The sequence below is a fragment of the Pantoea sp. Ap-967 genome (assembly GCF_011752565.1).
Classification (GTDB): domain Bacteria; phylum Pseudomonadota; class Gammaproteobacteria; order Pseudomonadales; family Pseudomonadaceae; genus Aquipseudomonas.
In genome coordinates this window covers 47,263-69,429 of sequence record NZ_VWXK01000016.1, presented here as the reverse complement: position 1 = coordinate 69,429, position 22,167 = coordinate 47,263, and the positions used below count along the sequence as shown (strand labels likewise).

18 protein-coding genes are annotated in these 22,167 nt (G+C 63.7%); 10 read left to right on the top strand and 8 right to left on the bottom strand.

The genetic code is table 11. The features are described 5' to 3' along the window. Positions 1-105: 105 nt before the first annotated feature. The gene (locus F3J45_RS17820) at positions 106-861 is read right to left on the bottom strand and encodes a GntR family transcriptional regulator (RefSeq protein ID WP_167065447.1); all 756 of its coding nucleotides are present in this window, start codon (positions 859-861) and stop codon (positions 106-108) included. 284 nt (positions 862-1,145) lie between these two features. Between F3J45_RS17820 and F3J45_RS17815 the strand changes: the two genes are divergently transcribed. Both F3J45_RS17815 and F3J45_RS17810 read left to right on the top strand, forming a co-directional pair. After that, entirely contained in the window at positions 1,146-2,495 is a 1,350-nt protein-coding gene (locus F3J45_RS17815) for an NCS2 family permease (protein ID WP_167065444.1), read from the top strand. Positions 2,496-2,645: 150 nt separating this feature from the next. Next, the gene (locus F3J45_RS17810) at positions 2,646-3,386 is read left to right on the top strand and encodes an RHS repeat-associated core domain-containing protein (RefSeq protein ID WP_167065441.1); all 741 of its coding nucleotides are present in this window, start codon (positions 2,646-2,648) and stop codon (positions 3,384-3,386) included. 60 nt (positions 3,387-3,446) lie between these two features. Here the strand turns inward: F3J45_RS17810 and uraH are convergent, their stop codons facing one another. Then, positions 3,447-3,800 (bottom strand): hydroxyisourate hydrolase, encoded by a 354-nt coding sequence (uraH, locus tag F3J45_RS17805; protein ID WP_054884130.1) that lies wholly within the window; start codon positions 3,798-3,800, stop codon positions 3,447-3,449. Positions 3,801-4,176: 376 nt separating this feature from the next. Between uraH and puuE the strand changes: the two genes are divergently transcribed. The 7 genes from puuE (at position 4,177) to F3J45_RS17770 (ending at position 11,186) form a co-directional block, all read left to right on the top strand. Then, on the top strand, positions 4,177-5,103 hold the full coding sequence (gene puuE, locus F3J45_RS17800; RefSeq protein ID WP_167065438.1) for an allantoinase PuuE: 927 nt from the start codon (positions 4,177-4,179) through the stop codon (positions 5,101-5,103). Then, positions 5,103-5,618: a 2-oxo-4-hydroxy-4-carboxy-5-ureidoimidazoline decarboxylase gene (uraD, locus tag F3J45_RS17795; protein WP_167065435.1), complete on the top strand. Its 516-nt coding sequence runs from the start codon at positions 5,103-5,105 to the stop codon at positions 5,616-5,618. Before puuE ends, uraD begins: the two co-directional genes overlap by 1 nt. A gap of 55 nt (positions 5,619-5,673) precedes the next feature. After that, complete coding sequence (locus tag F3J45_RS17790; protein WP_167065432.1) at positions 5,674-6,177, top strand: ureidoglycolate lyase; 504 nt, start codon at positions 5,674-5,676, stop codon at positions 6,175-6,177. A 45-nt stretch (positions 6,178-6,222) separates the two neighbouring features. Further along, the gene (locus F3J45_RS17785) at positions 6,223-7,551 is read left to right on the top strand and encodes a urate hydroxylase PuuD (protein ID WP_167065429.1); all 1,329 of its coding nucleotides are present in this window, start codon (positions 6,223-6,225) and stop codon (positions 7,549-7,551) included. Positions 7,552-7,763: 212 nt separating this feature from the next. Continuing rightward, positions 7,764-9,119: a nucleobase:cation symporter-2 family protein gene (locus F3J45_RS17780; protein WP_167065426.1), complete on the top strand. Its 1,356-nt coding sequence runs from the start codon at positions 7,764-7,766 to the stop codon at positions 9,117-9,119. Between the two features lie 144 nt (positions 9,120-9,263). Next, complete coding sequence (locus F3J45_RS17775; protein ID WP_167065423.1) at positions 9,264-10,049, top strand: outer membrane protein OmpK; 786 nt, start codon at positions 9,264-9,266, stop codon at positions 10,047-10,049. Between the two features lie 354 nt (positions 10,050-10,403). Beyond that, positions 10,404-11,186, top strand: a complete 783-nt coding sequence (locus tag F3J45_RS17770; RefSeq protein WP_167065420.1) for an outer membrane protein OmpK — start codon at positions 10,404-10,406, stop codon at positions 11,184-11,186. Between the two features lie 64 nt (positions 11,187-11,250). Here the strand turns inward: F3J45_RS17770 and F3J45_RS30530 are convergent, their stop codons facing one another. Further along, positions 11,251-11,529 (bottom strand): hypothetical protein, encoded by a 279-nt coding sequence (locus F3J45_RS30530; RefSeq protein WP_167065417.1) that lies wholly within the window; start codon positions 11,527-11,529, stop codon positions 11,251-11,253. Between F3J45_RS30530 and F3J45_RS17760 the strand changes: the two genes are divergently transcribed. Continuing rightward, positions 11,528-12,244 carry an LTA synthase family protein gene (locus tag F3J45_RS17760; RefSeq protein WP_370526404.1) on the top strand — a complete coding sequence of 239 codons (717 nt, stop codon included), beginning with the start codon at positions 11,528-11,530 and terminating at the stop codon, positions 12,242-12,244. The two genes, F3J45_RS30530 and F3J45_RS17760, sit on opposite strands and share 2 nt — an antisense overlap. Before the next feature lie 181 nt (positions 12,245-12,425). Here the strand turns inward: F3J45_RS17760 and F3J45_RS17755 are convergent, their stop codons facing one another. Genes F3J45_RS17755 through F3J45_RS17735 form a run of 5 tightly spaced genes read right to left on the bottom strand, consistent with a single transcriptional unit; the run spans position 12,426 to position 22,091 of the window. After that, on the bottom strand, positions 12,426-13,340 hold the full coding sequence (locus F3J45_RS17755) for a DUF808 domain-containing protein (RefSeq protein WP_167065414.1): 915 nt from the start codon (positions 13,338-13,340) through the stop codon (positions 12,426-12,428). Positions 13,341-13,389: 49 nt separating this feature from the next. Next, positions 13,390-14,808, bottom strand: a complete 1,419-nt coding sequence (locus tag F3J45_RS17750; RefSeq protein WP_167065411.1) for an efflux transporter outer membrane subunit — start codon at positions 14,806-14,808, stop codon at positions 13,390-13,392. Next, on the bottom strand, positions 14,805-17,885 hold the full coding sequence (locus F3J45_RS17745; RefSeq protein WP_167065408.1) for an efflux RND transporter permease subunit: 3,081 nt from the start codon (positions 17,883-17,885) through the stop codon (positions 14,805-14,807). The genes F3J45_RS17750 and F3J45_RS17745 overlap by 4 nt, the downstream gene beginning before the upstream one ends. Next, positions 17,882-20,953 carry an efflux RND transporter permease subunit gene (locus tag F3J45_RS17740; protein ID WP_167065405.1) on the bottom strand — a complete coding sequence of 1,024 codons (3,072 nt, stop codon included), beginning with the start codon at positions 20,951-20,953 and terminating at the stop codon, positions 17,882-17,884. Before F3J45_RS17740 ends, F3J45_RS17745 begins: the two co-directional genes overlap by 4 nt. A 10-nt stretch (positions 20,954-20,963) precedes the next feature. Further along, positions 20,964-22,091 (bottom strand): efflux RND transporter periplasmic adaptor subunit, encoded by a 1,128-nt coding sequence (locus F3J45_RS17735; RefSeq protein WP_167065401.1) that lies wholly within the window; start codon positions 22,089-22,091, stop codon positions 20,964-20,966. Between the last annotated feature and the right edge of the window lie 76 nt (positions 22,092-22,167).

The window sequence follows — 22,167 nt, the reverse complement described above, 5'->3', positions numbered from 1 at the left end:
TCGCGGGGCAAGCCCGCTCCTACAAGGAACCGTGATCCCCTGTAGGAGCGGGCTTGCCCCGCGAATGGGCTGCAAAGCAGCCCCTTCAGTCATCCAGGCAAACGATCAACCCTTGGCCGACGCCTTGGGTTTTTTCAGCAAGTGCGAGAACACCGCATGCAGGTCGTCCGACGCGCTTTCCTCGTCGAGGTTGAGCTTGCTGTCGATATGGTCCATGTGGTGCATCATCAGGCTTACCGCCTGCTCGGCGTTGCGCGCTTCGATGGCGTCGATCAGTTGCATGTGCTCGTCATAGGAGCAATGCGAACGGTTGCCGCTTTCATACTGGGCGATGATCAGCGACGTTTGCGACACCAGGCTGCGCTGGAAGCTTACCAGCGGTGCATTGCCCGCGGCCTCGGCCAGCTTGAGGTGGAACTCGCCGGACAGGCGAATGCCGGCACCCCGGTCGCCACGGGAGAAGCTGTCGCGCTCCTCGCGCACCATCTGGCGCAGTTCGTTCAATTGCTCGGGCGTGGCGTGCTGCACCGCAAGCTCGGTGATCGCCCGCTCGACCATGCGCCGCGAGAAGAACACCTGGCGCGCCTCCTCCACCGTCGGGCTGGCCACCACCGCACCGCGGTTGGGCCGCAGCAGCACCACGCTTTCGTGGGCCAGGCGCGACAGCGCACGGCGGATGATGGTGCGGCTGACGCCAAAGATCTCGCCCAGCGCTTCCTCGCTCAACTTGGTGCCTGGCGCCAGGCGCTGCTCGAGGATCGCCTCGAAGATGTGCGCGTAGACGATGTCGTCCTGGGTACCACTGCGGCCAGCCTTGCCGGCACGCGCAGGTTTCTTCAGAGGTTGCAGCTGTTCGTTCATGGGCTCTCGAAGCACGAAGAGAAAGTATGTCGCCATTGTACACAGGCTGAGGCGATTGAGCAGGGGGCGTTTTGCCTATATAGCCGTTGTACGACGCATTGCGCACACAAAAGATAAAACATTATTTGCATTCTTTGTACACAAAAGCATAATCCACCCAGCAACTTCTTGACCCATGAGTCAACTAACCGGTCGGACGTCTGCCTTCCCTCGTGGAGCCGCCAAGTGCAATGCGCAGGAACCTGGCTCCAACAACAACAAGAAAGACTTGAGGAGTACTCGCTGTGGAAAGCCGCAAATCCGAAGCCCCTACGCTGGATCTCGCACCACCGCTCGAAACGAGTTGGCTGGAGCGGATTTTCAAACTCAAGCAACATGGCAGCACCGTCAAGACCGAACTGATTGCCGGGGTGACCACCTTCATCACCATGGCCTACATCATCTTCGTCAACCCCAACATCATGGCCGACGCCGGCATCGACCATGGTGCCGCCTTCGTCGCCACCTGCATCGCCGCCGCGCTGGGCTGCCTGCTGATGGGCCTATACGCCAACTGGCCGGTGGGCCTGGCGCCGGGCATGGGGCTGAACGCCTTCTTCACCTACACCGTGGTCGGCACCATGGGTTACAACTGGGAAACGGCGCTGGGGGCGGTGTTCGTCTCGGGCGTGCTGTTCATGTTGCTGACCTTGTCGCGGGTGCGCGAGTGGCTGCTCAACAGCATTCCGGTCAGCCTGCGCCATGCCATGGGCGCCGGGGTCGGCTTGTTTCTCGGGCTGATCGGCCTGAAAACGGCCGGCATCATCGTCGACAGCCCGGCCACCCTGATCAAGCTGGGCTCGCTGCATGAGCCTGGGCCACTGCTGGCGGCGCTGTGTTTCCTGCTGATCGCCATTCTCAGCTACAAGCGGGTGTTCGGCGCGATCCTGATCAGCATCATTGGCGTCACCCTGGCCGGTTGGGGCCTGGGCCTGGTGAAGTTCGGCGGGGTGATGTCGATGCCGCCAAGCCTGGCCCCGACCTGGATGGCCATGGACGTGGCCGGCGTATTCAACGTCAGCATGATCAGCGTGGTGCTGGCGTTCCTCTTCGTGCACATGTTCGACACCGCCGGCACGCTGATGGGCGTTGCGCAGCGGGCCAACCTGGTGGCACCGGACGGGCGCATCGAAAACCTGTCGCGGGCACTGAAGGCCGATAGCGCCTCCAGCGTGTTCGGCGCGGTGGTCGGCGTGCCACCTGTGACCAGCTACGTGGAAAGTGCGGCAGGCGTTGCGGCGGGCGGCCGTACCGGCCTCACGGCTGTAGTGGTCGGCCTGCTGTTCGTCGCGGCGATGTTCTTCGCCCCGCTGGCCGGGATGATTCCGGCCTACGCGACTGCCGGTGCGCTGATCTACGTGGCGATGCTGATGATGGGCAGCATGGCCCACATCCACTGGGATGAAGCCACCGACAGCATTCCGGCAATCGTCACGGTGATCATGATGCCGCTGACCTTCTCGGTCGCCGATGGTATTGCCCTGGGCTTTATCAGCTATGTGGCGCTGAAGGCGGGGACCGGCAAGTACAAGGAAATCTCGGCCAGCCTGTGGGTGCTGTGCGCGATTTTCATTGCCAAGTTTGTGTTTCTCTAACCCCCGCAACACCCACAAAGGGCGCCTCGGCGTCCTTTGTTATTTTCAGCGCCACTCCCTGTCCATGTCAGCCTGATATTTTTGTCAGGTGCAGCTTGTGGTGGGGACTGCTACAACTTCTCACCAAGCACTGTCGAGGAGGATCGCTCCATGAACAATGCTATTGCCGTGAACATTTTCGCCCCCTATGGCCATAGCCAGATCAACAAAAGCCTGCTCGGCTTCAATGGTGAGTTCCAAGATACGGTTTCCCGCCTGTACGCACTAGGCAATGGAACCAGGGCATTCAACCCTGCTCTGATGCGGTTCTTGAACCCCGACCGTTACAGCCCCTTCAGGGAAGGTGGGTTGAATGCTTATGCCTACTGCTTGGGAGACCCCATAAATTTCACCGATCCCAAGGGGAGCAGCCCGTTCTTCAAAGGGATCACGAAAACGCTCACAAATATATTCATTCCCGGCGATGTGCCGACTGAACAATTCTCCCCTACCCGCAAACGATTACACCACAACGTCGACACCTCCTCGCTGTGGGGCCAAGCCACCGCATCCATCAATAAAGCACTGGGTAGCAATGGGGATAACAGCATTCCTGAGTGGAAGGCTGACAGCTATATCAACCGCTCGTGGAATGCCTCGACCAGTCCAAACCGACTGAAGAAACAGAGTTTGAGCGAGCCCACGCTGTTTTTCGGCTCCGCGTTTGAGTGGGGCGAAGTGGCAGCGCAAGCATGGAAGCAGGGTCAATCTGAAGCGGCAGGGGCTGCAGCTGTAGGGCTTGCCTTTAATTCCGCTGGCGGCATCATGGTAGGCGCAACGGTTCATTCGGGCTACAAGACCGGCCGAGTACTGTCCGTCCCGGCAAATCAGCAATCCAAAATCCGAAAATAAAAAAAGCCCGCCAGTGTGGGAGCGGGCCAAAGGACCTACGAAGATTCTTCTAGCGACCAACTAGCTTCCGCGATAGGTCGAATAGCTGTACGGCGAGATCAGCAGCGGCACATGGTAGTGCTCCTGCTTTTCATCAATGCCGAAGCGCAGCACGACAACATCCAAAAAGGCCGTGTCCGGCAGCTGCACGCCGCGGGCACGGTAATAGGCGCCAGCGCTGAATTGCAGCTGGTAGACGCCAGTACGGTAGTCATCCCCCTGCAGCAGCGGCGCATCGACGCGGCCATCGCTGTTGGTCAGGGCAGTGTTCACCAATTCCAGTTGCTGGCCTTCGACGCGGTACAGCTCGACCTTGATCGAGCTGCCCGGGCAGCCATGCGCGGCATCCAGTACGTGTGTGGTCAAACGTCCCATCTGCTTGTCGCCTCTTGTTCATTCTATGGGCAAAAAATACACAGCTTGCGCCCCGAAACGGGGCCTGCGATGTGCGGGAATGACGCCATTAAGACATTTCACCGCCAGATTGTACACAATTTTTTGAGCCCTTCCGTCGCAACCCCCAGAAACAGGCCACCAGTCGCAAATACAGGCGCTGTGCCGACGCCAAGATTCTAAACTGACCAACCAGGCAGGTTTCTTGCAACGGATTGCCAGGCGACAAAAGGGAAGAAATGCGGAAAAACAGGCTTACAAAAGATTTCAGAAGTTGTATACAATCAGCCCATCCGGTGGTGCGACATCCCGACGCGGCCCGCCCACCCCGCACCAACACACAAGAAGGAAGACTGCAGTGAGCGCTGACTACCCTCGCGACCTGATCGGTTACGGCAACAACCCTCCTCACCCGCAATGGCCGGGCAACGCTCGCATCGCGCTGTCTTTCGTCCTCAACTACGAAGAAGGCGGCGAGCGCAACATCCTGCACGGTGACAAGGAATCCGAAGCCTTCCTGTCGGAAATGGTAGCCGCCCAGCCCCTGCAGGGCGCGCGCAACATGAGCATGGAATCGCTCTACGAGTACGGCAGCCGCGCCGGCGTCTGGCGCCTGCTCAAGCTGTTCAAGGACAGCGGCGTGCCACTGACCATCTTCGCCGTGGCCATGGCCGCCCAGCGCCACCCCGACGTGATCCGCGCCATGGCCGAAGCCGGCCACGAGATCTGCAGCCACGGCTACCGCTGGATCGACTACCAGAACATGGACGAGGCCCAGGAACGCGAGCACATGCTCGAAGCCATCCGCATCCTCACCGAACTGACCGGCGAGCGCCCGTTGGGCTGGTACACCGGCCGTACCGGCCCGAACACCCGCCGCCTGGTGATGGAAGAAGGCGGTTTCCTGTACGACAGCGACACCTACGACGACGACCTGCCCTACTGGGAGCCGAACAACCCCACCGGCAAGCCGCACCTGGTGATCCCCTACACCCTGGACACCAACGACATGCGCTTCACCCAGGTACAGGGCTTCAACTGCGGCGAGCAGTTCTTCCAGTACCTCAAGGACGCCTTCGACGTGCTCTACGCCGAAGGTGCCGAAGCGCCGAAGATGCTGTCCATCGGCCTGCACTGCCGCCTGGTCGGCCGCCCGGCGCGCCTGGCTGCGCTCAAGCGTTTCGTCGACTACGCCAAGAGCCACGAGCAGGTCTGGTTCGCCCGTCGCGTGGACATCGCCCGCCACTGGCACGCCACCCACCCGTACAAGAAAGAGAACGCCTGATGACCGCCTTCAACACCCTCAAGCCCTCCACCCTCAGCCGTGACGCCTTCGTCAAGGCCTTCGCCGACATCTACGAGCACTCGCCGTGGGTGGCCGAAAAAGCCTACGACCTGGGCCAACTGGCCGAGCTGGACGAGATCGAGGCGCTGCACCAGCGCATGAGCGACATCCTGCTCAGCGCCAACCACGCGGACCAGCTGGCACTGATCAACGCTCACCCGGACCTGGCCGGCAAGGCCGCCATCCAGGGCGAGCTGACCGAATCGAGCACCAACGAACAGGCCGGCGCCGGTATCCACCAGTGCACCGCCGAGGAATTCGCCCGGTTCACCGAACTGAACGACGCCTACAAGGCCAAGTTCCAGTTCCCGTTCATCATGGCGGTAAAAGGCAGCAACCGGCACCAGATCCTTGCCGCCTTCGAAAAACGCATCCACAACGACGCCGATGCCGAATTCAAGGAAGCCCTGGCGCAGATCAACCTGATCGCCCTGTTCCGCCTGCTGCAGCTGTAACGCTGCCGCAACGTTAGAGCCTTATCCAGAACAACGAACTTAGAAGAGATAACCCATGCGCACCCTGATGATCGAGCCCCTGACCAAAGAAGCCTTCGCCGAATTCGGAGACGTGATCGAAACCGATGGCAGCGACCACTTCATGATCAACAACGGCTCGACCATGCGTTTTCACAAGCTCGCCACGGTGGAAACCGCCGAGCCTGAAGACAAGGCGATCATCAGCATCTTCCGCGCCGACGCGCTGGACATGCCGCTGACCGTGCGCATGCTGGAGCGCCATCCGCTGGGCAGCCAGGCTTTCATTCCGCTGCTCGGCAACCCCTTTCTGATCGTGGTCGCGCCGGTTGGCGATGCACCTGTATCAGGCTTGGTCCGCGCCTTCCGTAGTAACGGCAGGCAGGGCGTTAATTACCATCGCGGCGTCTGGCACCACCCGGTGCTGACGATCGAAAAGCGGGATGACTTCCTGGTGGTTGATCGCAGTGGTTCTGGCAACAACTGCGATGAGCATTACTTCACCGAGGAACAGATGCTGATCCTCAATCCCCACCAATAAGAAAAGGTCGGTCATCGTTCACGGTGACCGGCAGAGGTACATACTGTGGAAGCACACCTTCACGAATGGCTGAACCTGAGCATTCGCTGGGTTCACATGATCACCGGTGTCGCCTGGATCGGTGCATCGTTCTACTTCGTCTGGCTGGAGAACCACCTGAACCGCAGCAACCCGCGCGATGGGTTGTCGGGTGATCTCTGGGCGATTCACGGCGGTGGTATCTACCACCTGGAGAAATACAAACTCGCGCCCCCGAAAATGCCCGAGAACCTGCACTGGTTCAAATGGGAAGCCTACTTCACCTGGATGTCCGGTATCGCCCTGCTGTGCGTGGTGTTCTACTGGAACCCTAGCCTGTACCTGCTGGCACCTGGCAGCACCCTGAGCGGTGCCGAAGGCGTGGCCATCGGTATCGGTTCGCTGGTGGCCGGCTGGTTCATCTACGACTTCCTGTGCGACTCGCCCCTGGGCAAGCACCCTGCCCTGCTGGGCGCCGTGCTGTTCGTGCTGATCATCGCGGCCTGCTTCGGCTTCAGCCTGGTGTTCAGCGGCCGTGGTGCGTACCTGCACACCGGTGCGATCATCGGCACCATCATGGTCGGCAACGTGTTCCGCATCATCATGCCGGCCCAGCGCCAGCTGGTGGCGGCGATCGAGAACAACCAGACGCCTGACCCGGTACTGCCGGCCAAGGGCCTGCTGCGTTCGCGCCACAACAACTACTTCACCCTGCCGGTGCTGTTCATCATGATCAGCAACCACTTCCCGAGCACCTACGGTAGCCAGTACAACTGGCTGATCCTGGCCGGTATCGCAGTAGCCGCGGTTCTGATCCGCCACTACTTCAACACCCGCCACGACAGCAACAAGTACGCCTGGACCCTGCCGGTCGGTGCCCTGGCAATGATCTGCCTGGCCTACGTCACCGGCCCCAAGCCGCTGCCAACCAGCCCGGAGCAAGCCGCCGCGAAGGTCGAGTACCAACCACTGCCGGCTACCGCCGTGGGTGGCAAGACCGCAGCCGAGCTGCGCGCCGAGGAAGCCGCCAAGGCCGCCGAAGCGCCAGCCGCACCCGCCGAGGCCCCGGCCCAGGCGACTGCACAGGCCGCCGGTGGCGACTTCGACAAGATCCACAAGGTCATCCAGGAACGCTGCAGCGTGTGCCACTCGGCCAAGCCGACCAGCCCACTGTTCAGCGCAGCCCCTGCCGGCGTGATGTTCGACACCCCGCAACAGATCCAGGCCCAGGCTGCGCGCATCCAGGCGCAAGCGGTCGCCAGCCAGATCATGCCGCTGGGCAACATCACCCAGATGACCGCCGAGGAGCGCAAGCTGGTCGGTGACTGGATCGCCAAAGGCGCCCAGGTCAACTGACCCACCCTCCTGCGAAGGCGTCCGCGCGCCTTTGTAGGAGCGGCCTTGCGCCGCGAAGAGGCCGGCATGCCCGGCCTCGCACTTACCGTTTCATGCAACAAGCAAGCATCGAGCGTTCGACCGCAAGCGCGAACCCCAGGCTGCCTTCACCGGGCCTGACGCCTGCAACCGGCGCTTGGATCCGAGAATAAAAACAAAACTCGAGGTGCTGCATGTCCGAGTCCCGCAAGGCGTACATTCCAGTTGCGCCGCCGCGACAGCCTCTGTCCCTGTTCCAACTGATCCTGGTTGGCCTGCAACATGTGCTGCTGATGTACGGAGGCGCGATTGCCGTGCCACTGATCATCGGCCAGGCCGCCGGGTTGTCTCGCGAAGAAGTCGCTTTCCTGATCAACGCCGACCTGCTGGTCGCTGGCGTCGCTACCATCATCCAGTCGTTCGGCATCGGCCCGGTCGGAATCCGCATGCCGGTGATGATGGGTGCCAGTTTCGCCGCCGTCGGCAGCATGGTGGCCATGGCCGGCATGCCCGGCGTCGGCCTGCAGGGGATCTTCGGCGCAACCATCGCTGCCGGGTTCTTCGGCATGCTGGTCGCGCCGTTCATGTCCAAGGTGGTGCGCTTCTTCCCGCCACTGGTCACCGGTACGGTGATCACCTCCATTGGCCTGTCGCTGTTCCCGGTGGCGGTCGATTGGGCCGGTGGCGGCCAGCAAGCGACCACCTTCGGCTCGCCGATCTACCTGCTGGTGGCCAGCCTGGTGCTGGCGGTGATCCTGTTGATCAACCGCTTCATGCGCGGCTTCTGGGTCAACGTGTCGGTGCTGGTGGGCATGGGCCTGGGTTACATCCTGGCCGGCTCCATCGGTATGGTCGACCTCTCGGGGCTGGCCGAAACGCCGTGGTTGCAGGTGGTCACCCCCCTGCACTTCGGCATGCCGACCTTCAGCCTGGCGCCGATCCTGTCGATGTGCCTGGTGGTGGTGATCATCTTCGTCGAGTCCACCGGCATGTTCCTGGCCCTGGGCAAGGTCACGGATCGCGAGGTTACCCCCGGGATGCTGCGTCGCGGCCTGTTGTGCGATGCCGGTGCATCGTTCATCGCCGGGTTCTTCAACACCTTCACCCACTCCTCGTTCGCCCAGAACATTGGCCTGGTGCAGATGACGGGTGTGCGCTGCCGTTATGTCACGGTCACTGCCGGCGGCCTGCTGATCCTGCTCAGCCTGCTGCCCAAGGCGGCCTTCCTGATCGCCTCGATTCCGCCTGCGGTACTGGGCGGCGCGTCCATCGCCATGTTCGGCATGGTCACCGCCACCGGCATCAAGATCCTTCAGGAAGCCGACATCGGCGACCGCCGCAACCAGCTGCTGGTGGCGGTAAGCATAGGCTTTGGCCTGATTCCGGTGGTGAAGCCGGCGTTCTTCTCGCAGATGCCCCAGTGGATGGAACCCATCACCCACAGCGGCATCGCCATGGCCACGATCAGTGCCCTGGTGCTGAACGTGTTGTTCAACATCCTCGGGGGTGCCGAGCGCGCCGTGCACAACGACGCCTGCCACGAGCACTGAGCCCGTCCAGGGGCGGCGCCGTTTGCCGCCCCTTCTTACTTCATGCAGTAACCGCTTGACCGTCGACCCGCCGGAATGGGCCGCTCGGGGCGCCTGCGCGCCGAAAAAACCGCCAACAAAAACAATAAGTCCGGGAATCACAACATGAAGCGCATCACCTCATCCCTGCTGCTGGGCAGCAGCCTGCTGGCCACCCTCCCCGCGCATGCAGGCGATTGGCTGCTGTGGCACGGCGAAAGCCTGACGTACCTGTACGGCAAGGACTTCAAGATCAACCCCGATATCCAGCAGACCATCACCTTCGAGCACGCCAACAAATGGAAGTACGGCGACACCTTCTTCTTCGTCGACAAGATTTTCTACAACGGCAAAGCTGACCGCAGCAAAGGCGAAGACACCTACTACGGCGAATTCAGCCCACGCCTGTCGTTCGGCAAGATCCTCGACCGCAAGCTGGCCTTCGGCCCGGTCAAGGACGTGCTGCTGGCGATGACCTACGAGCGCGGCGAAGGCGACAACGAGGCCTACCTGATCGGCCCCGGCTTCGACCTGGACATTCCCGGCTTCAACTATTTCACCCTGAACTTCTACCTGCGCAACACCGAAGGCGGCCGCCCCGGTGACGACGTCTGGCAGATCACCCCCGGTTGGTCCTACACCATACCAGTGGGCAAATCCGACATTCTGATCGACGGTTACATGGACTGGGTCACCGACAACGACCAGAACAGCCGCGGCACCTACCACGCCAACCTGCACTTCAACCCGCAGGTCAAGTATGACCTGGGCAAGGCCCTGAACCTGGGCGCCAAGCAGCTCTACGTCGGCTTCGAATACAGCTATTGGAAAGACAAGTACGGCATCGACAGCCGTGGCAATTTGCAGAGTAACCAGAGTGTCGCCAGTGCGTTGATCAAGGTCCATTTCTAAAAACTTGATCGAACGCCCAGGTTTGAATCACAGTGCGCCAGGAAGGAGCACTTGAGGCGCGGCGCGCAAGCCAGTAATCTGCGCGCCCCCTCGATCAGGGCAGGATGGATCCTGCCTGCGTTTACTGACCGCTCAGTCAATGAATTCGGGCGGTTGGCCAACGTGTTGCCAGCCTGAGATACCCATTTTCATCCGTTCAGAACGAGTCGAGCAGGAAGGTTGCAGCTAACCCGGAAAGTTGGCGCAGCGCTTGCCAATAAACTGTGGCCAATCGAAAAAAGCTGACTCAAAAGACAACAAACAGGCGCCATCACGAGCGCTGACAACAGATCAATCAAGGGAGCGACACTCGCAATGCGTACCATCAACAGCCTGATTCTCGCCGGCGGCCTGCTGGCCTGCGGCACCACCTACGCCGGTGACCTGCTGCAGTGGCAGAACAACAGCCTGACCTACCTGTGGGGCAAGAACTTCAAGGTCAACCCGGACACCCAACAGACCTTCACCTTCGAGCACGCCGACGCCTGGAAGTACGGTGACAACTTCCTGTTCATCGACAAGATTTTCTACCAGGGCAAGAAAGACGCCAGCAACGGCCCCAACACCTACTACGGTGAGTTCAGCCCGCGCCTGTCGTTCGGCAAGATCTTCGACCAGAAGCTGGAGTTCGGCCCGGTCAAGGACGTGCTGCTGGCCGCCACGTACGAGTTCGGCGAAGGTGATGTCGATTCGTACCTGATCGGCCCAGGCTTCGACCTGGCCATCCCAGGCTTCGACTACTTCCAGCTGAACTTCTACAACCGTATTCCCGATGGCAGCCGCGCCGGCAAGAACATCTGGCAGATCACCCCGGTATGGTCCTACACCATCCCCGTGGGTTCGTCCGACGTGCTGATCGATGGCTTCATGGACTGGGTGGTGGACAACGACGAAAACCGCCACGGCACCTACCACGCCAACCTGCACTTCAACCCGCAGATCAAGTACGACCTGGGCAAGGCCTTGCACCTGGGCGAGAAGCAACTGTACGTGGGTATCGAATACGATTACTGGAAGGACAAGTACGGCATCAAGGACAGCGACGGTTTCACCACCGACCAGAACACCGCCAGCCTGTTGGTGAAAGTGCACTTCTAAGTGAACTGAACCGTAACAGCACCGTTCACCAACGGTGCTGTTACGCTCCGATGCAAGCCTTTGCTTACACCTTTTTAAGTTGTAACTTACTTGCCATTAAACTTGCCTTCCAGGCCAGCGCCAACCCAGCCGGCAACAATACGCCCAGGCACAGCAAGGCACCCTCGACTTCGTGTTGTTCCAGCACCCGCCAGATATCCAGCACCAGCATCAGCGCGCATACCAGTAGCGCTACACCCAGCATCGTGACGCAGCGCAACAGCGCCGACGCGCCCGTGCCACGCACCAGAAGGCCCAGCCCTAAAGCACTCCAGGACATCAGCTTCAAGAACGCCTGGGGCATGGCCGACGAGGACCTGTACCGGCAAACACTGAAGCTGGCCGATGCCGACCATGCCAGGCAGCAACCGTTCTTCCTGCAACTGATGACCACATCGAACCACCGCCCTTATACCTACCCCGATGGCCGTATCGACATCCCGTCAGGCGATGGCCGCGAAGGTGCGGTGAAGTACACCGACCATGCCATTACCCAGTTCCTGCAGGCCGCCAGGCTCAAGCCGTGGTTCGACGACACCTTGTTCGTCTTCGTCGCCGACCACACTGCCGGCAGCGCGGGGGTGGAGGACCTGCCGGTGAGCAACTACCAGATACCGCTGTTCATCTACGCACCGAAGCTGATCGCGCCGCGCGACGACAACCAGCTGGCCAGCCAGATCGACCTGGCGCCGACCCTGCTGGGCCTGCTTGGCGTCGACTACACCTCGACCTTCTTTGGCCGCGACTTGCTCAAGGGCGATGCCCTGCCGGCGCGTGTGCTGATCGGTAACTACCAGCACCTGGGGCTGTTCGATGGCAAGGACCTGGCCATCCTCAGCCCCCGCGGTGGCATGCGGGTGCATGAGGATGCGCTGGGCAACAGCCGGGAAACCACGGTGACCGGTGACAACCCGCTGGTTCGGCGGGCTATCGCCTATTACCAGAGTGCCGCCTATGGCTTCAGCCGTGGGCTGCTGGCGTGGAAGGCTGAACAGCAGGATGTCGCGGCCCGTCGCTAGCCGCACAGAAAATCGCATTTTCACCCCTGACACTGGACTTGGTAGGAGCGAGCACAGCTCGCGATGGGCTGCAAAGCAGCCCCGGCATCCTGTGCCGCGAAACGGAAAAAACGGGGCCGCTGCGCGCCCCATCGCGAGCTACGCTCGCTCCTACCAGGTTCGAGCTGCGGGGCTTGTCCCCTCAATTTGCCGGGCGAACCAGGCGCCACAATTTCCCAGCGACCGCCACCACGGCCAGCACCACCGCGCCAGCCATCACCCCAGCCAGGCCATTGAGCAAGCCACTGGTCAACGCCCCGCCGCGCCCCTCGCTGAACGCCTCCACCGCGTGATGCAACGGCGCCACCCCATGCACCAGAATGCCGCCGCCCACCAGGAACATCGCCGCGGTGCCAACCACCGACAACCCCTTCATCATGTACGGCGCCGCCCGCAAGATGCCGCTGCCTACCGAACGGGCCAGCCTTGAAGACGTCTGGGTCATCCACAACCCCAGGTCATCGAGCTTGACGATCCCACCCACCAGGCCATACACGCCAATGGTCATCACCACCGCAATACCCGACAGCACGATCACCTGCTGGCCCAACGGCGATTCGGCGACGATCCCCAGGGTAATGGCGATGATTTCTGCCGAAAGAATGAAGTCGGTGCGCACCGCGCCCTTGATCTTGGCCTTCTCGAACGCCACCAGGTCGACATTGGCATCGGCCACTGCCTCCTTGCGCGCCGCATGCTGGGCGTCATCCTCTTCCTGGCTGTGCAGGAACTTGTGCGCCAGCTTCTCGAAGCCTTCGAAACACAGGTAGGCGCCACCGAGCATCAGCAGCGGCGTCACGGCCCAGGGAATGAACGCGCTGATCAGCAGCGCCGCTGGCACCAGGATCGCCTTGTTCATCAGCGAGCCTTTGCACACCGCCCACACCACCGGCAGCTCACGGTCAGCGCGCACACCGGTGACCTGCTGGGCGTTCAGTGCCAGGTCGTCGCCCAGCACCCCAGCGGTTTTCTTCGCCGCGACCTTGGTCATTACCGACACATCGTCGAGCACCGTGGCGATATCGTCGATCAATACGAGCAGGCTGCTGGCCGCCATGGGTAAATACTTCCTTGCCGTTCAAAAACCGCAGCATACCCCGCACCGCTCAAGGTGCCCAGCCACCGCCCAGGCTCTGGATCAACGCCACGCTGGCCTGGCTCTGCTGGCCCTGGGCGTCGCGCAGGCTCTGCTCGCTCTGCAGCAACAGCAACTGCTGGGTAACCACCGCCTGCTGGCTCACCACCCCAGCCCGTTGCTGCGACTGCTGGCTGGCGAACAGTTGCTGGTTGCGCTGGTGAATCTGGCCAAAGGTGTCGGCCTGGCGTTGCAGGTGGTTCAGCGCCGACAGGTTGTCCTCGACATTCTGCAGCGCCGCCAGCACCGTGCCACGGTAGTTGGCCACATCCTGGTCGTACCCGGCATAGGCCTGGCGCAGGGCCGCTTCACGCGCGCCGCCGTCGAACAAGGTCGCCGACAGCGCAGGGCCCAGGCTCCAGATGCGGTTGGCCGTGTTGAACAGCCCACCCAGGGCGCTGCCGCGAAAACCGATTTCAGCCGTGAGGTCCAGGTTGGGGAAAAACGCAGCCTCGGCCACGCCGATGCGCGCATTGGCCGCCGCCGCCGTGCGCTCGGCGGCGATCACGTCAGGCCGGCGCTGCAGCAATGCCGAGGGCAGGCTCAATGGCGGGCGCGGCACGGCGAAGGCATAGTCGGCCCTGGGCGCCACACTGAACTGCGCCGGTGCCTGGCCCACCAGCACCGCCAGGGCATGCTCGAACTGCTCGCGGCTGCGCTGGGCGGTCTGCAGGCTGACGACCACCGTGCTCAGTTGGTCCTGGGCCACCAGCAATTGGTCGTTGGACGCCGTGCCTTGCACGAAACTGGCCTGGGTCATGTCCAGCAACTGCTGGTTGAGCTGCTGCTGACGTTCGAGCAGGCCGATGTCCAGGTCCAGCTGGCGCAGCCCGAGGTAATTGCTCGCCACACTGCTGGCGATCGACAGGCGCACACCGGCCAGTTGCGCGTCCGACACCTCGGCCAGGGCTTTGTTCGACTCGATGGTACGCCGTACCTGGCCCCAGAGATCAGGCTCCCAACTGGCCCCCAGGGTGGCACTGACGGTTTGCTCCACCCCAGCCGAACCACCTGAGCCGCCAGCGGCAGCCCCCGAACCCGCGCTGCCGCCCACGCCACGGCTCATCGACAACCCGGCGCTGAGCGTCGGCCACAACCCGGCGCGGCTGATGTCGACCTGGGCCTTGGCCTGGCGCCAGGCCGCCTCGGCCGCGACGATCGACTGGTTGGCCCGGGCCGCCTGCTCCACCAGGCCGTTGAGCTGCGCGTCGCCGAAGGCCAGCCACCAGCGGCTGTCCAGCGCCCCTTGCGGGTTGGCCGCAGCGCGCTGCCACTGGGCGCCTTCCTTGAAACCTTCGGGCAGCGCCATGGCCGGGCGCTGGTAGTCCGGCCCAACCATGCAGCCGGCCAATTGCAGGCACAGCATCAGGCCTATCACATGCCGCTTCATGTGCCTTGCTCCTTGTGCCGGTTACCCAGCCGGCCCGCCAGGCGGTCCAGCCACAGGTAGATCACCGGCGTGCTGTACAACGTCAGCAGCTGGCTGAACAACAGCCCGCCGATGATCGAGATACCCAGCGGCCGGCGCAACTCGGCGCCATAGCCATTGCCCAGTACCAGCGGCAAGGCGCCCAGGGTCGCCGCCAGGGTGGTCATCAGAATCGGCCGCACCCGCACCAGGCATGCCCGGCGGATGGCGCTGCGGGCATCGCTGCCCTGGGCGCGCCGCTCGTGCAGGGCGAAGTCGATCATCATGATCGCGTTCTTCTTGACGATACCGATCAGCAGGATCACCCCCACCAAGGCGATGATCGAAAGCTCGGTGCCGGTCAGCAACAGCGCCACCAAGGCCCCCACCCCCGCCGACGGCAAGGTGGAGAGGATGGTCAGCGGGTGCACCAGGTTTTCGTACAGAATGCCCAGCACGATGTACACCGACAACAACGCCGCCGCGATCAACAACGGCTCACCTGCCAGCGAAGCCTTGAACACCTGCGCAGTGCCGGCGAACTCGCCGACCACGCTGGCCGGCATGCGCAGCTGGGCAACGGCCTGGTCCACCAGCGCGGTGGCCTGGCCAATGGACACCCCCGGCGCCAGGTTGAACGAGGCCGTTACCGCCGGAAAGGTGCCCTGGTGGTTGATGGCGATGGCGGTACGCGCCAGCGACTGGCTGGCCACCGCCATCAGCGGCACCAGCGGCGCGCCAGGCTGCTTGCTGGGCAGGTAGATGGCCTTGAGCGCCGCAGGGTCGGCCCAATAGGCCGGCGCCAGGCCCATCACCACGTGGTACTGGTTGGCAGCCCGGTACAGGGTCGACACCTGGCGCTGGCCAAAGGCGTCGTACAGGGTCTGGTCCACCGCCGACAGGCTGACGCCCAGCCGCGAGACGGCATCGCGGTTCACCTGCAGGTGGGTCATCAAGCTGGCATTCTGCTGGTCGGTGTTGACGTCGGTCAGCTGCGGCAGGCTGCGCAGCGCTGCCACCACCTTGGGCACCCAGAGGTCGAGGCTGTCCTGGTCGTCGGCAGTCAGGGTGTACTGGAACTGCGCCCCGCTCTGCCGGCCACCGACGGTGATGTCTTGGGCCGACTGCAGGTACAGGCGGGTGCCTGGCATGGCCCCCAGGGTGTGGCGGATCTGCCCGATCACCTGGTCGGCGCTGACCTGCCGCTCGCCCTTGGGCTTGAGCGCGACGAACAACTGGGCGCTGTTGATCGCCCCGGAGCCACCGCCGCCGCCACCGACGAAGCCGCCCACGGTGGCGACGTTGGGGTTGCTCACCACCTGGCGGTTGATCTCGCGAAAGTCTGCCTGCATCGCCGCATAGGAAATACTCTGGGAGGCCAGGATGGTGCCGCTCAGGCGGCCGCTGTCTTCCTGCGGGAAGAACCCCTTGGGCACCACGGCGTACAGCACCACCGCCAGCACCAGTACCATCAGGGTCACCAGCCCCATCAGCCGGGAATGGCCGATGACCCAGGCCAGGCTGCGGTCGTAGAACCTGTGAAAGCGCGAATCCGGGGTATCTGCCTCCACCGTGTGACGCGGCGGGCGCAGCAGCACGCTGGCCAGCACCGGCGTCACCGTCAGCGACACCAGCATGGAAATCACGATCGACAGCGACAAGGTAACGGAAAACTCGCGAAACAAGCGGCCGACGATGCCGCCCATCAGCAGCAGCGGAATGAACACCGCCACCAGCGACACGCTGATGCTGAGCACGGTGAACCCCACCTCCCGCGCCCCCTCCAGCGCAGCTTCACGCCGGGAGGCACCGCGCTCCAGGTGGCGCATGATGTTCTCGACCACGACGATGGCGTCGTCTACCACGAAGCCAGTGGCGATGGTCAGCGCCATCAGCGACAGGTTGTTCAGGCTATAGCCAAGAAAGTACATGGCGCCAAAGGTGCCCAGCAGTGACAGCGGCACGACAGTGGCCGGCACCAGGGTACTGCGCCAGTCACGGAAAAAGCCGTAGGTCACCAGGGTCACCAGCAGGATCGCCGCCAGCAGGGTAATTTCCACATCGCGCAAGGAGGCGCGAATGGTGGTGCTGCGGTCCATCAGCACGCTCAGCTTGATGGTCGCGGGAATCGAAGCCTGCAGCATCGGCAATTGCGCCTTCACCGCGTTCACGGTGTCGATCACATTGGCCCCCGGCTGCTTGAACAGCACTAGCAACACCGCAGGCTTGCCATTGAACAGGCCAAAGTTGCGCAGGTCCTCGACGTCCTCGCGCACCTGGCCAAGGTCGGCGATGCGCACCGGGCTGGCGCCAGCTTGCTTGACCACCAGCGGTGCGTAGTCAGCGGGGGTATACAACTGGTCGTTCGCCGCCAGCACATGGCTCTGCCCGCCCAGGTCGACCACCCCCTTGGGCAGGTTGACGTTGGCGCTGGCAAGGGTCGAGCGCACCTGTTCCAGGCTTACGCCGTAGTGGTTGAGGCGGTCCGGGTTGAGTTCCACACGCACCGCCGGCAAGGCCCCGCCGCCCACCGTCACATCACCGACGCCGCGGGTTTGCAGCAGGCGCTGCTCCAGCAGCGTGGAGGCCACGTCGTACATCTGCGCCGGGGTGGCGCTGTCTGAGGTCAGGCCGATAATCAGGATCGGCGAGTCGGCTGGGTTGACCTTGCGGTAGGTGGGGTTGCCGACCAGGTCGCTGGGCAGGTTGCTGCGCGCCGCATTGATCGCCGCCTGCACATCGCGGGCCGCGCCGTCGATGTTGCGGTCCAGGTCGAACTGCAGGTTGATGCGGGTGGCGCCCAGGGTGCTGGACGAGGTCATCTGGGTAACCCCGGCAATCTGCCCGAACTGGCGCTCCAGCGGCGTGGCCACCGAGGTGGCCACGGTATAAGGGTCGGCGCCGGGCAACGTGGCGCGCACGCTGATGGTGGGGAAGTCCACCTCCGGCAGCGGCGCCACCGGCAGCAAGGTGAAGGCCAGGCTGCCGAACAGCGCCAGGCCCAGGGCCATCAGCGCCGTGGCCACCGGGCGCTGGATGAACGGCGCACTGAGGTTCATGGCCTGGCGTCCTGCAGCGCCCGGCGCCGGCCGAAGCGCTGCGACAAACTGTTCATGGCCAGGTAGATCACCGGCGTGGTGAACAGCGTCAGCAGTTGGCTCAACAGCAACCCGCCAATGATCGCGATGCCCAGCGGGTGGCGCAGCTCGGAGCCGACCCCAGTGCCCAGCGCCAGCGGCACGGCGCCGAACAGCGAGGCCAGGCTGGTCATCAGGATCGGCCGCAGGCGCAGCTGCGCGGCGCGGCGAATGGCCTGCAACGGCTCGGCCCCCTCGCGGCGCTGCAGCTCCAGGGCAAAGTCGACCATCATGATGCCGTTCTTCATGACGATACCAATCAGCAGCACGATGCCGATCAAGCCGATGATGTCGAACTGCAAGCCGGTCAGCCACAGCGCCAGCAACGCGCCCAGCGCCGCCGAGAGCAAGGTGGAAAGGATGGTCACCGGGTGCACGAAGCTTTCATAGAGGATGCCGAGCATCAGGTACACCACGACGATCGCCGCCGCCACCAGGAACGCCTGGTTGCCCAGCGAGTCGGCAAAGGTCGCAGCCGCGCCCTCCAGCGACACTTGCACCGAAGCCGGCAGGCCCGCCTGCGCCTCGATGGCCTTGAGCCGGTCCACCGCCGCGCCCAACGTCTGCCCTGGGGCCAGGTTGAAGGCGATGTCGGCATAGGGGAACTGGCCCAGGCGGTTGAGCGTCAGCGGCACCCGTTGCACCTGCTGGCGGGCCATGCTCGACAGCGGCACCACGCCACCGCCCGGCAGGCTCACGTACAGCCCGGTGAGCAGGTCGGCCAGGTTATGCGGCGGGCGGTCGCTGGCCATCACCACATGGTACTGGTTGAGCTGCGTGTACAGGGTCGATACCTGGCGCTGGCCGAAGGCATCGTAGAGCACGTCATCGATGGCCTGGGGCGTGACCCCGAGGCGTGACGCAGTGGCTCGGTCGAAATCCAGCTGGATCTGGTTGCCGAACTGCAGGGCCTGGCTTTGCACGTCGGTGAACATCGGGTCCTGGCCGATGGCCGCGAGCAACTTGGCGGCCCAGCGTTCGAGGGTTTGCATGTCGGCCGCCTGCAGGCCGAGGCGGTAGCTGGTGGTCGACACCGTGGCATCCAGGGTCAGGTCCTGCACGCCATGCAGGTACAGGCGGATACCGGCATCGTCGGCGTTGGCATCGGCCAGCCGGCGGATCACCACTGCCGCGCTGTCACGCTCGCCGCGAGGCTTGAGGTTGATCAGCAGGCTGCCCTGGTTGAGCGTGGGGTTGTTCTGGTCGATGCCAACGAACGATGACAGGCTTTGCACCGCCGGGTCACGCAGCACGCGCGCGACCAAGCGCTGCTGCTGCGCCTGCATGTTGCTGAACGAGGTGGTTGGCGCGGCCTGGGAAATCCCCTGGATCAGGCCGGTGTCCTGTTCGGGAAAGAAGCCCTTGGGCATGGCCGACAGGGTCAGCAAGGTCAAGGCGCCGGTCAGCAGCACCGACAGCAGGGTCAGGCCGCGGTGCGCCAATACCCAGTCCAGGCCCTGCAGGTAGCGGTTCTCCACCCGGCTGAAGCGCTCGGGCTGCTGCGCTTGCGGGCGCCGGTGCAGCAGGCGCGCGCACAGCATCGGCGTCAGGCTCAGGGTGATCAGTGCGGAAATCACGATGGCCACCGCCACGGTCATGGCGAACTCCCGGAACAGCCGGCCCACCACATCGCCCATGAACAGCAGCGGGATCATCACCGCAATCAACGCGATCGACAGCGAGACGATGGTGAAGCCAATCTGCGCGGCACCCTTTAGCGCAGCCTGCAGGGGCGTGTCGCCAGCCTCCAGGTAACGGGTGATGTTCTCGACCATGACGATGGCATCGTCGACCACGAAACCGATGGAAATGGTCAGGGCCATCAAAGTCAGGTTGTTCAGGGAAAAGCCCAGGGTGTAGACCACCGCCAGGGTGCCGACCAGGGTCAGGGGTACGGTCAGTGCCGGAATCAGGGTGGCCGACAGGCTGCGCAGGAACAGCAGAATCACCAGCACCACCAGCACCACCGCCACGCCCAGTTCGAACTGCACGTCGCTGACCGAGGCGCGGATGGTTTGGGTACGGTCGGTCAGCACCGCCACCTTCAGCGTGCCGGGCAGGCCGGCGCGCAAGGTCGGCAACAGGTGCTGCACCCGGTCTACCACGTCGATCACGTTGGCCCCGGGTTGGCGCTGGATATTCAGCACGATGGCCGGGGTGGCGTTGGTCCAGGCGACCTGCCGGGGGTTTTCCGGGCCAAGTACCGAGCTAGCCACCTGGGACAGGCGAATGGCAGCGCCATTGCGGTAGGCGATCACCAGGTCGCGGTAGTCCTCAGGCTTCTGCAACTGGTCGTTGGCGCCGATGGAGTAGGCCTGGAAGCGCCCGTCGATATTGCCCTTGGCCTGGTTGACGTTGGCACTGCCCAGCACCGTGCGCAGGTCGTCCAGCGACAGGCCCAGGCTGTTCAGCGCCGAGGTGTTGGCCTCGATGCGCACGGCCGGGCGCTGCCCGCCGCTGATGCTCACCAGGCCAACGCCGGTGATCTGCGAGATCTTCTGTGCAAGGCGGGTGTCGGCCAGGTCCTGGACCTTGGTCAGCGGCAGCACATCGGAGGTCAGCGACAAGGTCAGCACGGGCGCATCGGCCGGGTTGACCTTGCTGTACACCGGCGGGTACGGCAGGTTGGCCGGCAGGAAAGTGCCGGCGGCATTGATCGCCGCCTGCACCTCCTGCTCGGCCACATCCAGCGACAGGCTCAGGTCGAACTGCAAGGTCACCACCGACACCCCATCGGAGCTAGTCGAGGCCATCGAACGCAGGCCCGGCATTTCACCCAGCTGGCGCTCCAGCGGCGCACTGATCGACGAGCTGACCACTTCCGGGCTGGCCCCGGGGTACTGGGTGAATACCTGGATGGTCGGGTAGTCGACCTGCGGCAACGCCGACACCGGCAACAGCCGGTAGCCGAGCATGCCCAGCAGCAACACCGCGCACATCAGCAGGCAGGTGGCGACCGGCCGCTCGATGAACGGGCGCGAGATGTTCACTGGCTGCGCCTCATGGCGCCACCACCTTGATCGCCGAGCCGTCGTCGAGCTTGTCGGCGCCGTCGGTAATTACCTGCTCGCCCGGGTGCACGCCATCATCGAGAATGGCGGTGACATCACCGCTGCTGGGCCCGCTGCGCACGTGGCGCAACTGCGCCTTGCTGCCCTGCACGATGAACAGGAAATCGCCCTGGCTGCCATGCTGGATCGCCCGCGTCGGCACCACCGGCGCCTGGGCCAGGGTGTCGGCCTTGAGCCGGGCGTTGACGAACTGGTTGGGAAACAGCGCCGTGCCGGCATCGTCGAAGCGCGCCTTGACCTTGACCGTGCCGGTGGTCACGTCAACCTGGTTGTCCAGCGCCAGCAACGTACCGGTGGCCAGCAGGCTGCGCTTGTCGCGGTCGTAGGCCAGCACGCTGACCGGCCCCTTGAGCTGCGCCTGGTGAATCGTGCCCAGGTCGTCCTCGGGCACGGCGAACACCACCAGCGCCGGGCGCAACTGGGTAATCACGGCAATGGGTGTGGTGCCGGTGCTGCTGACGTAGTTGCCCGGGTCGACCTGGCGCAGGCCGACCACGCCATCCACCGGCGAGGTGATGGTGCAGTAGCTCAGTTGCACCTCAAGGTTCTGCACCGCGCCCTGGTCGGCAGCCACCGTACCGGCCTGCTGCTGCACGGTGGAGGCCTGGGTGTCGAGGGTTTGCTGGCTGACCGAGCCTGCCTTGATCAGCTCGCGAAAGCGCGCCAGGTCGCGCCGGGCATTGTCCAGCACGGCCTGGTCGTGGGCCAGTACCCCACGCGCCTGGGCCAGCTGCGCCTTCAGCGCGCGGTCGTCGATGCGGGCGATCACCTGGCCCTGGCGCACCGCCTGGCCTTCGCTGAACTCCACGGTGGCAAGAATGCCATTGACCTGGGTGATAACGCTGACACTGCGCGACGGTGTCACCGTGCCCAGCGCATCGATGTACACCGGCACGTCCTGCAGGGCCACGGCCACTGCCGTCACGGGCTCGCCGGGAGCCGCCTGGCGCGGCGGGTGTGCAGGGCCAGAGAGCAGCCACCAGGCCAACAGGCCTAGCACCAGCAGCCCTCCCAGGCCAATCAGCAGTCCTTTCCTTGACCGTTTGCCGTTGTTCACGACTGTGCTTCCACGAAGGCCGACCCGCTAGAAACATTAGCAGCGTACCAAACCGGGCAACGGCCTTTCCTCGTCT

Coding starts and splice junctions, on each gene's coding strand:
- F3J45_RS17820 (WP_167065447.1), bottom strand. CDS start 861: ATGAACGAACAGCTGCAACCTCTGAAGAAACCTGCGCGTGCCGGCAAG.
- F3J45_RS17810 (WP_167065441.1), top strand. CDS start 2,646: ATGAACAATGCTATTGCCGTGAACATTTTCGCCCCCTATGGCCATAGC.
- uraH (WP_054884130.1), bottom strand. CDS start 3,800: ATGGGACGTTTGACCACACACGTACTGGATGCCGCGCATGGCTGCCCG.
- uraD (WP_167065435.1), top strand. CDS start 5,103: ATGACCGCCTTCAACACCCTCAAGCCCTCCACCCTCAGCCGTGACGCC.
- F3J45_RS17790 (WP_167065432.1), top strand. CDS start 5,674: ATGCGCACCCTGATGATCGAGCCCCTGACCAAAGAAGCCTTCGCCGAA.
- F3J45_RS17780 (WP_167065426.1), top strand. CDS start 7,764: ATGTCCGAGTCCCGCAAGGCGTACATTCCAGTTGCGCCGCCGCGACAG.
- F3J45_RS17775 (WP_167065423.1), top strand. CDS start 9,264: ATGAAGCGCATCACCTCATCCCTGCTGCTGGGCAGCAGCCTGCTGGCC.
- F3J45_RS17770 (WP_167065420.1), top strand. CDS start 10,404: ATGCGTACCATCAACAGCCTGATTCTCGCCGGCGGCCTGCTGGCCTGC.
- F3J45_RS17760 (WP_370526404.1), top strand. CDS start 11,528: ATGGCCGACGAGGACCTGTACCGGCAAACACTGAAGCTGGCCGATGCC.
- F3J45_RS30530 (WP_167065417.1), bottom strand. CDS start 11,529: ATGCCCCAGGCGTTCTTGAAGCTGATGTCCTGGAGTGCTTTAGGGCTG.
- F3J45_RS17755 (WP_167065414.1), bottom strand. CDS start 13,340: ATGGCGGCCAGCAGCCTGCTCGTATTGATCGACGATATCGCCACGGTG.
- F3J45_RS17750 (WP_167065411.1), bottom strand. CDS start 14,808: ATGAAGCGGCATGTGATAGGCCTGATGCTGTGCCTGCAATTGGCCGGC.
- F3J45_RS17745 (WP_167065408.1), bottom strand. CDS start 17,885: ATGAACCTCAGTGCGCCGTTCATCCAGCGCCCGGTGGCCACGGCGCTG.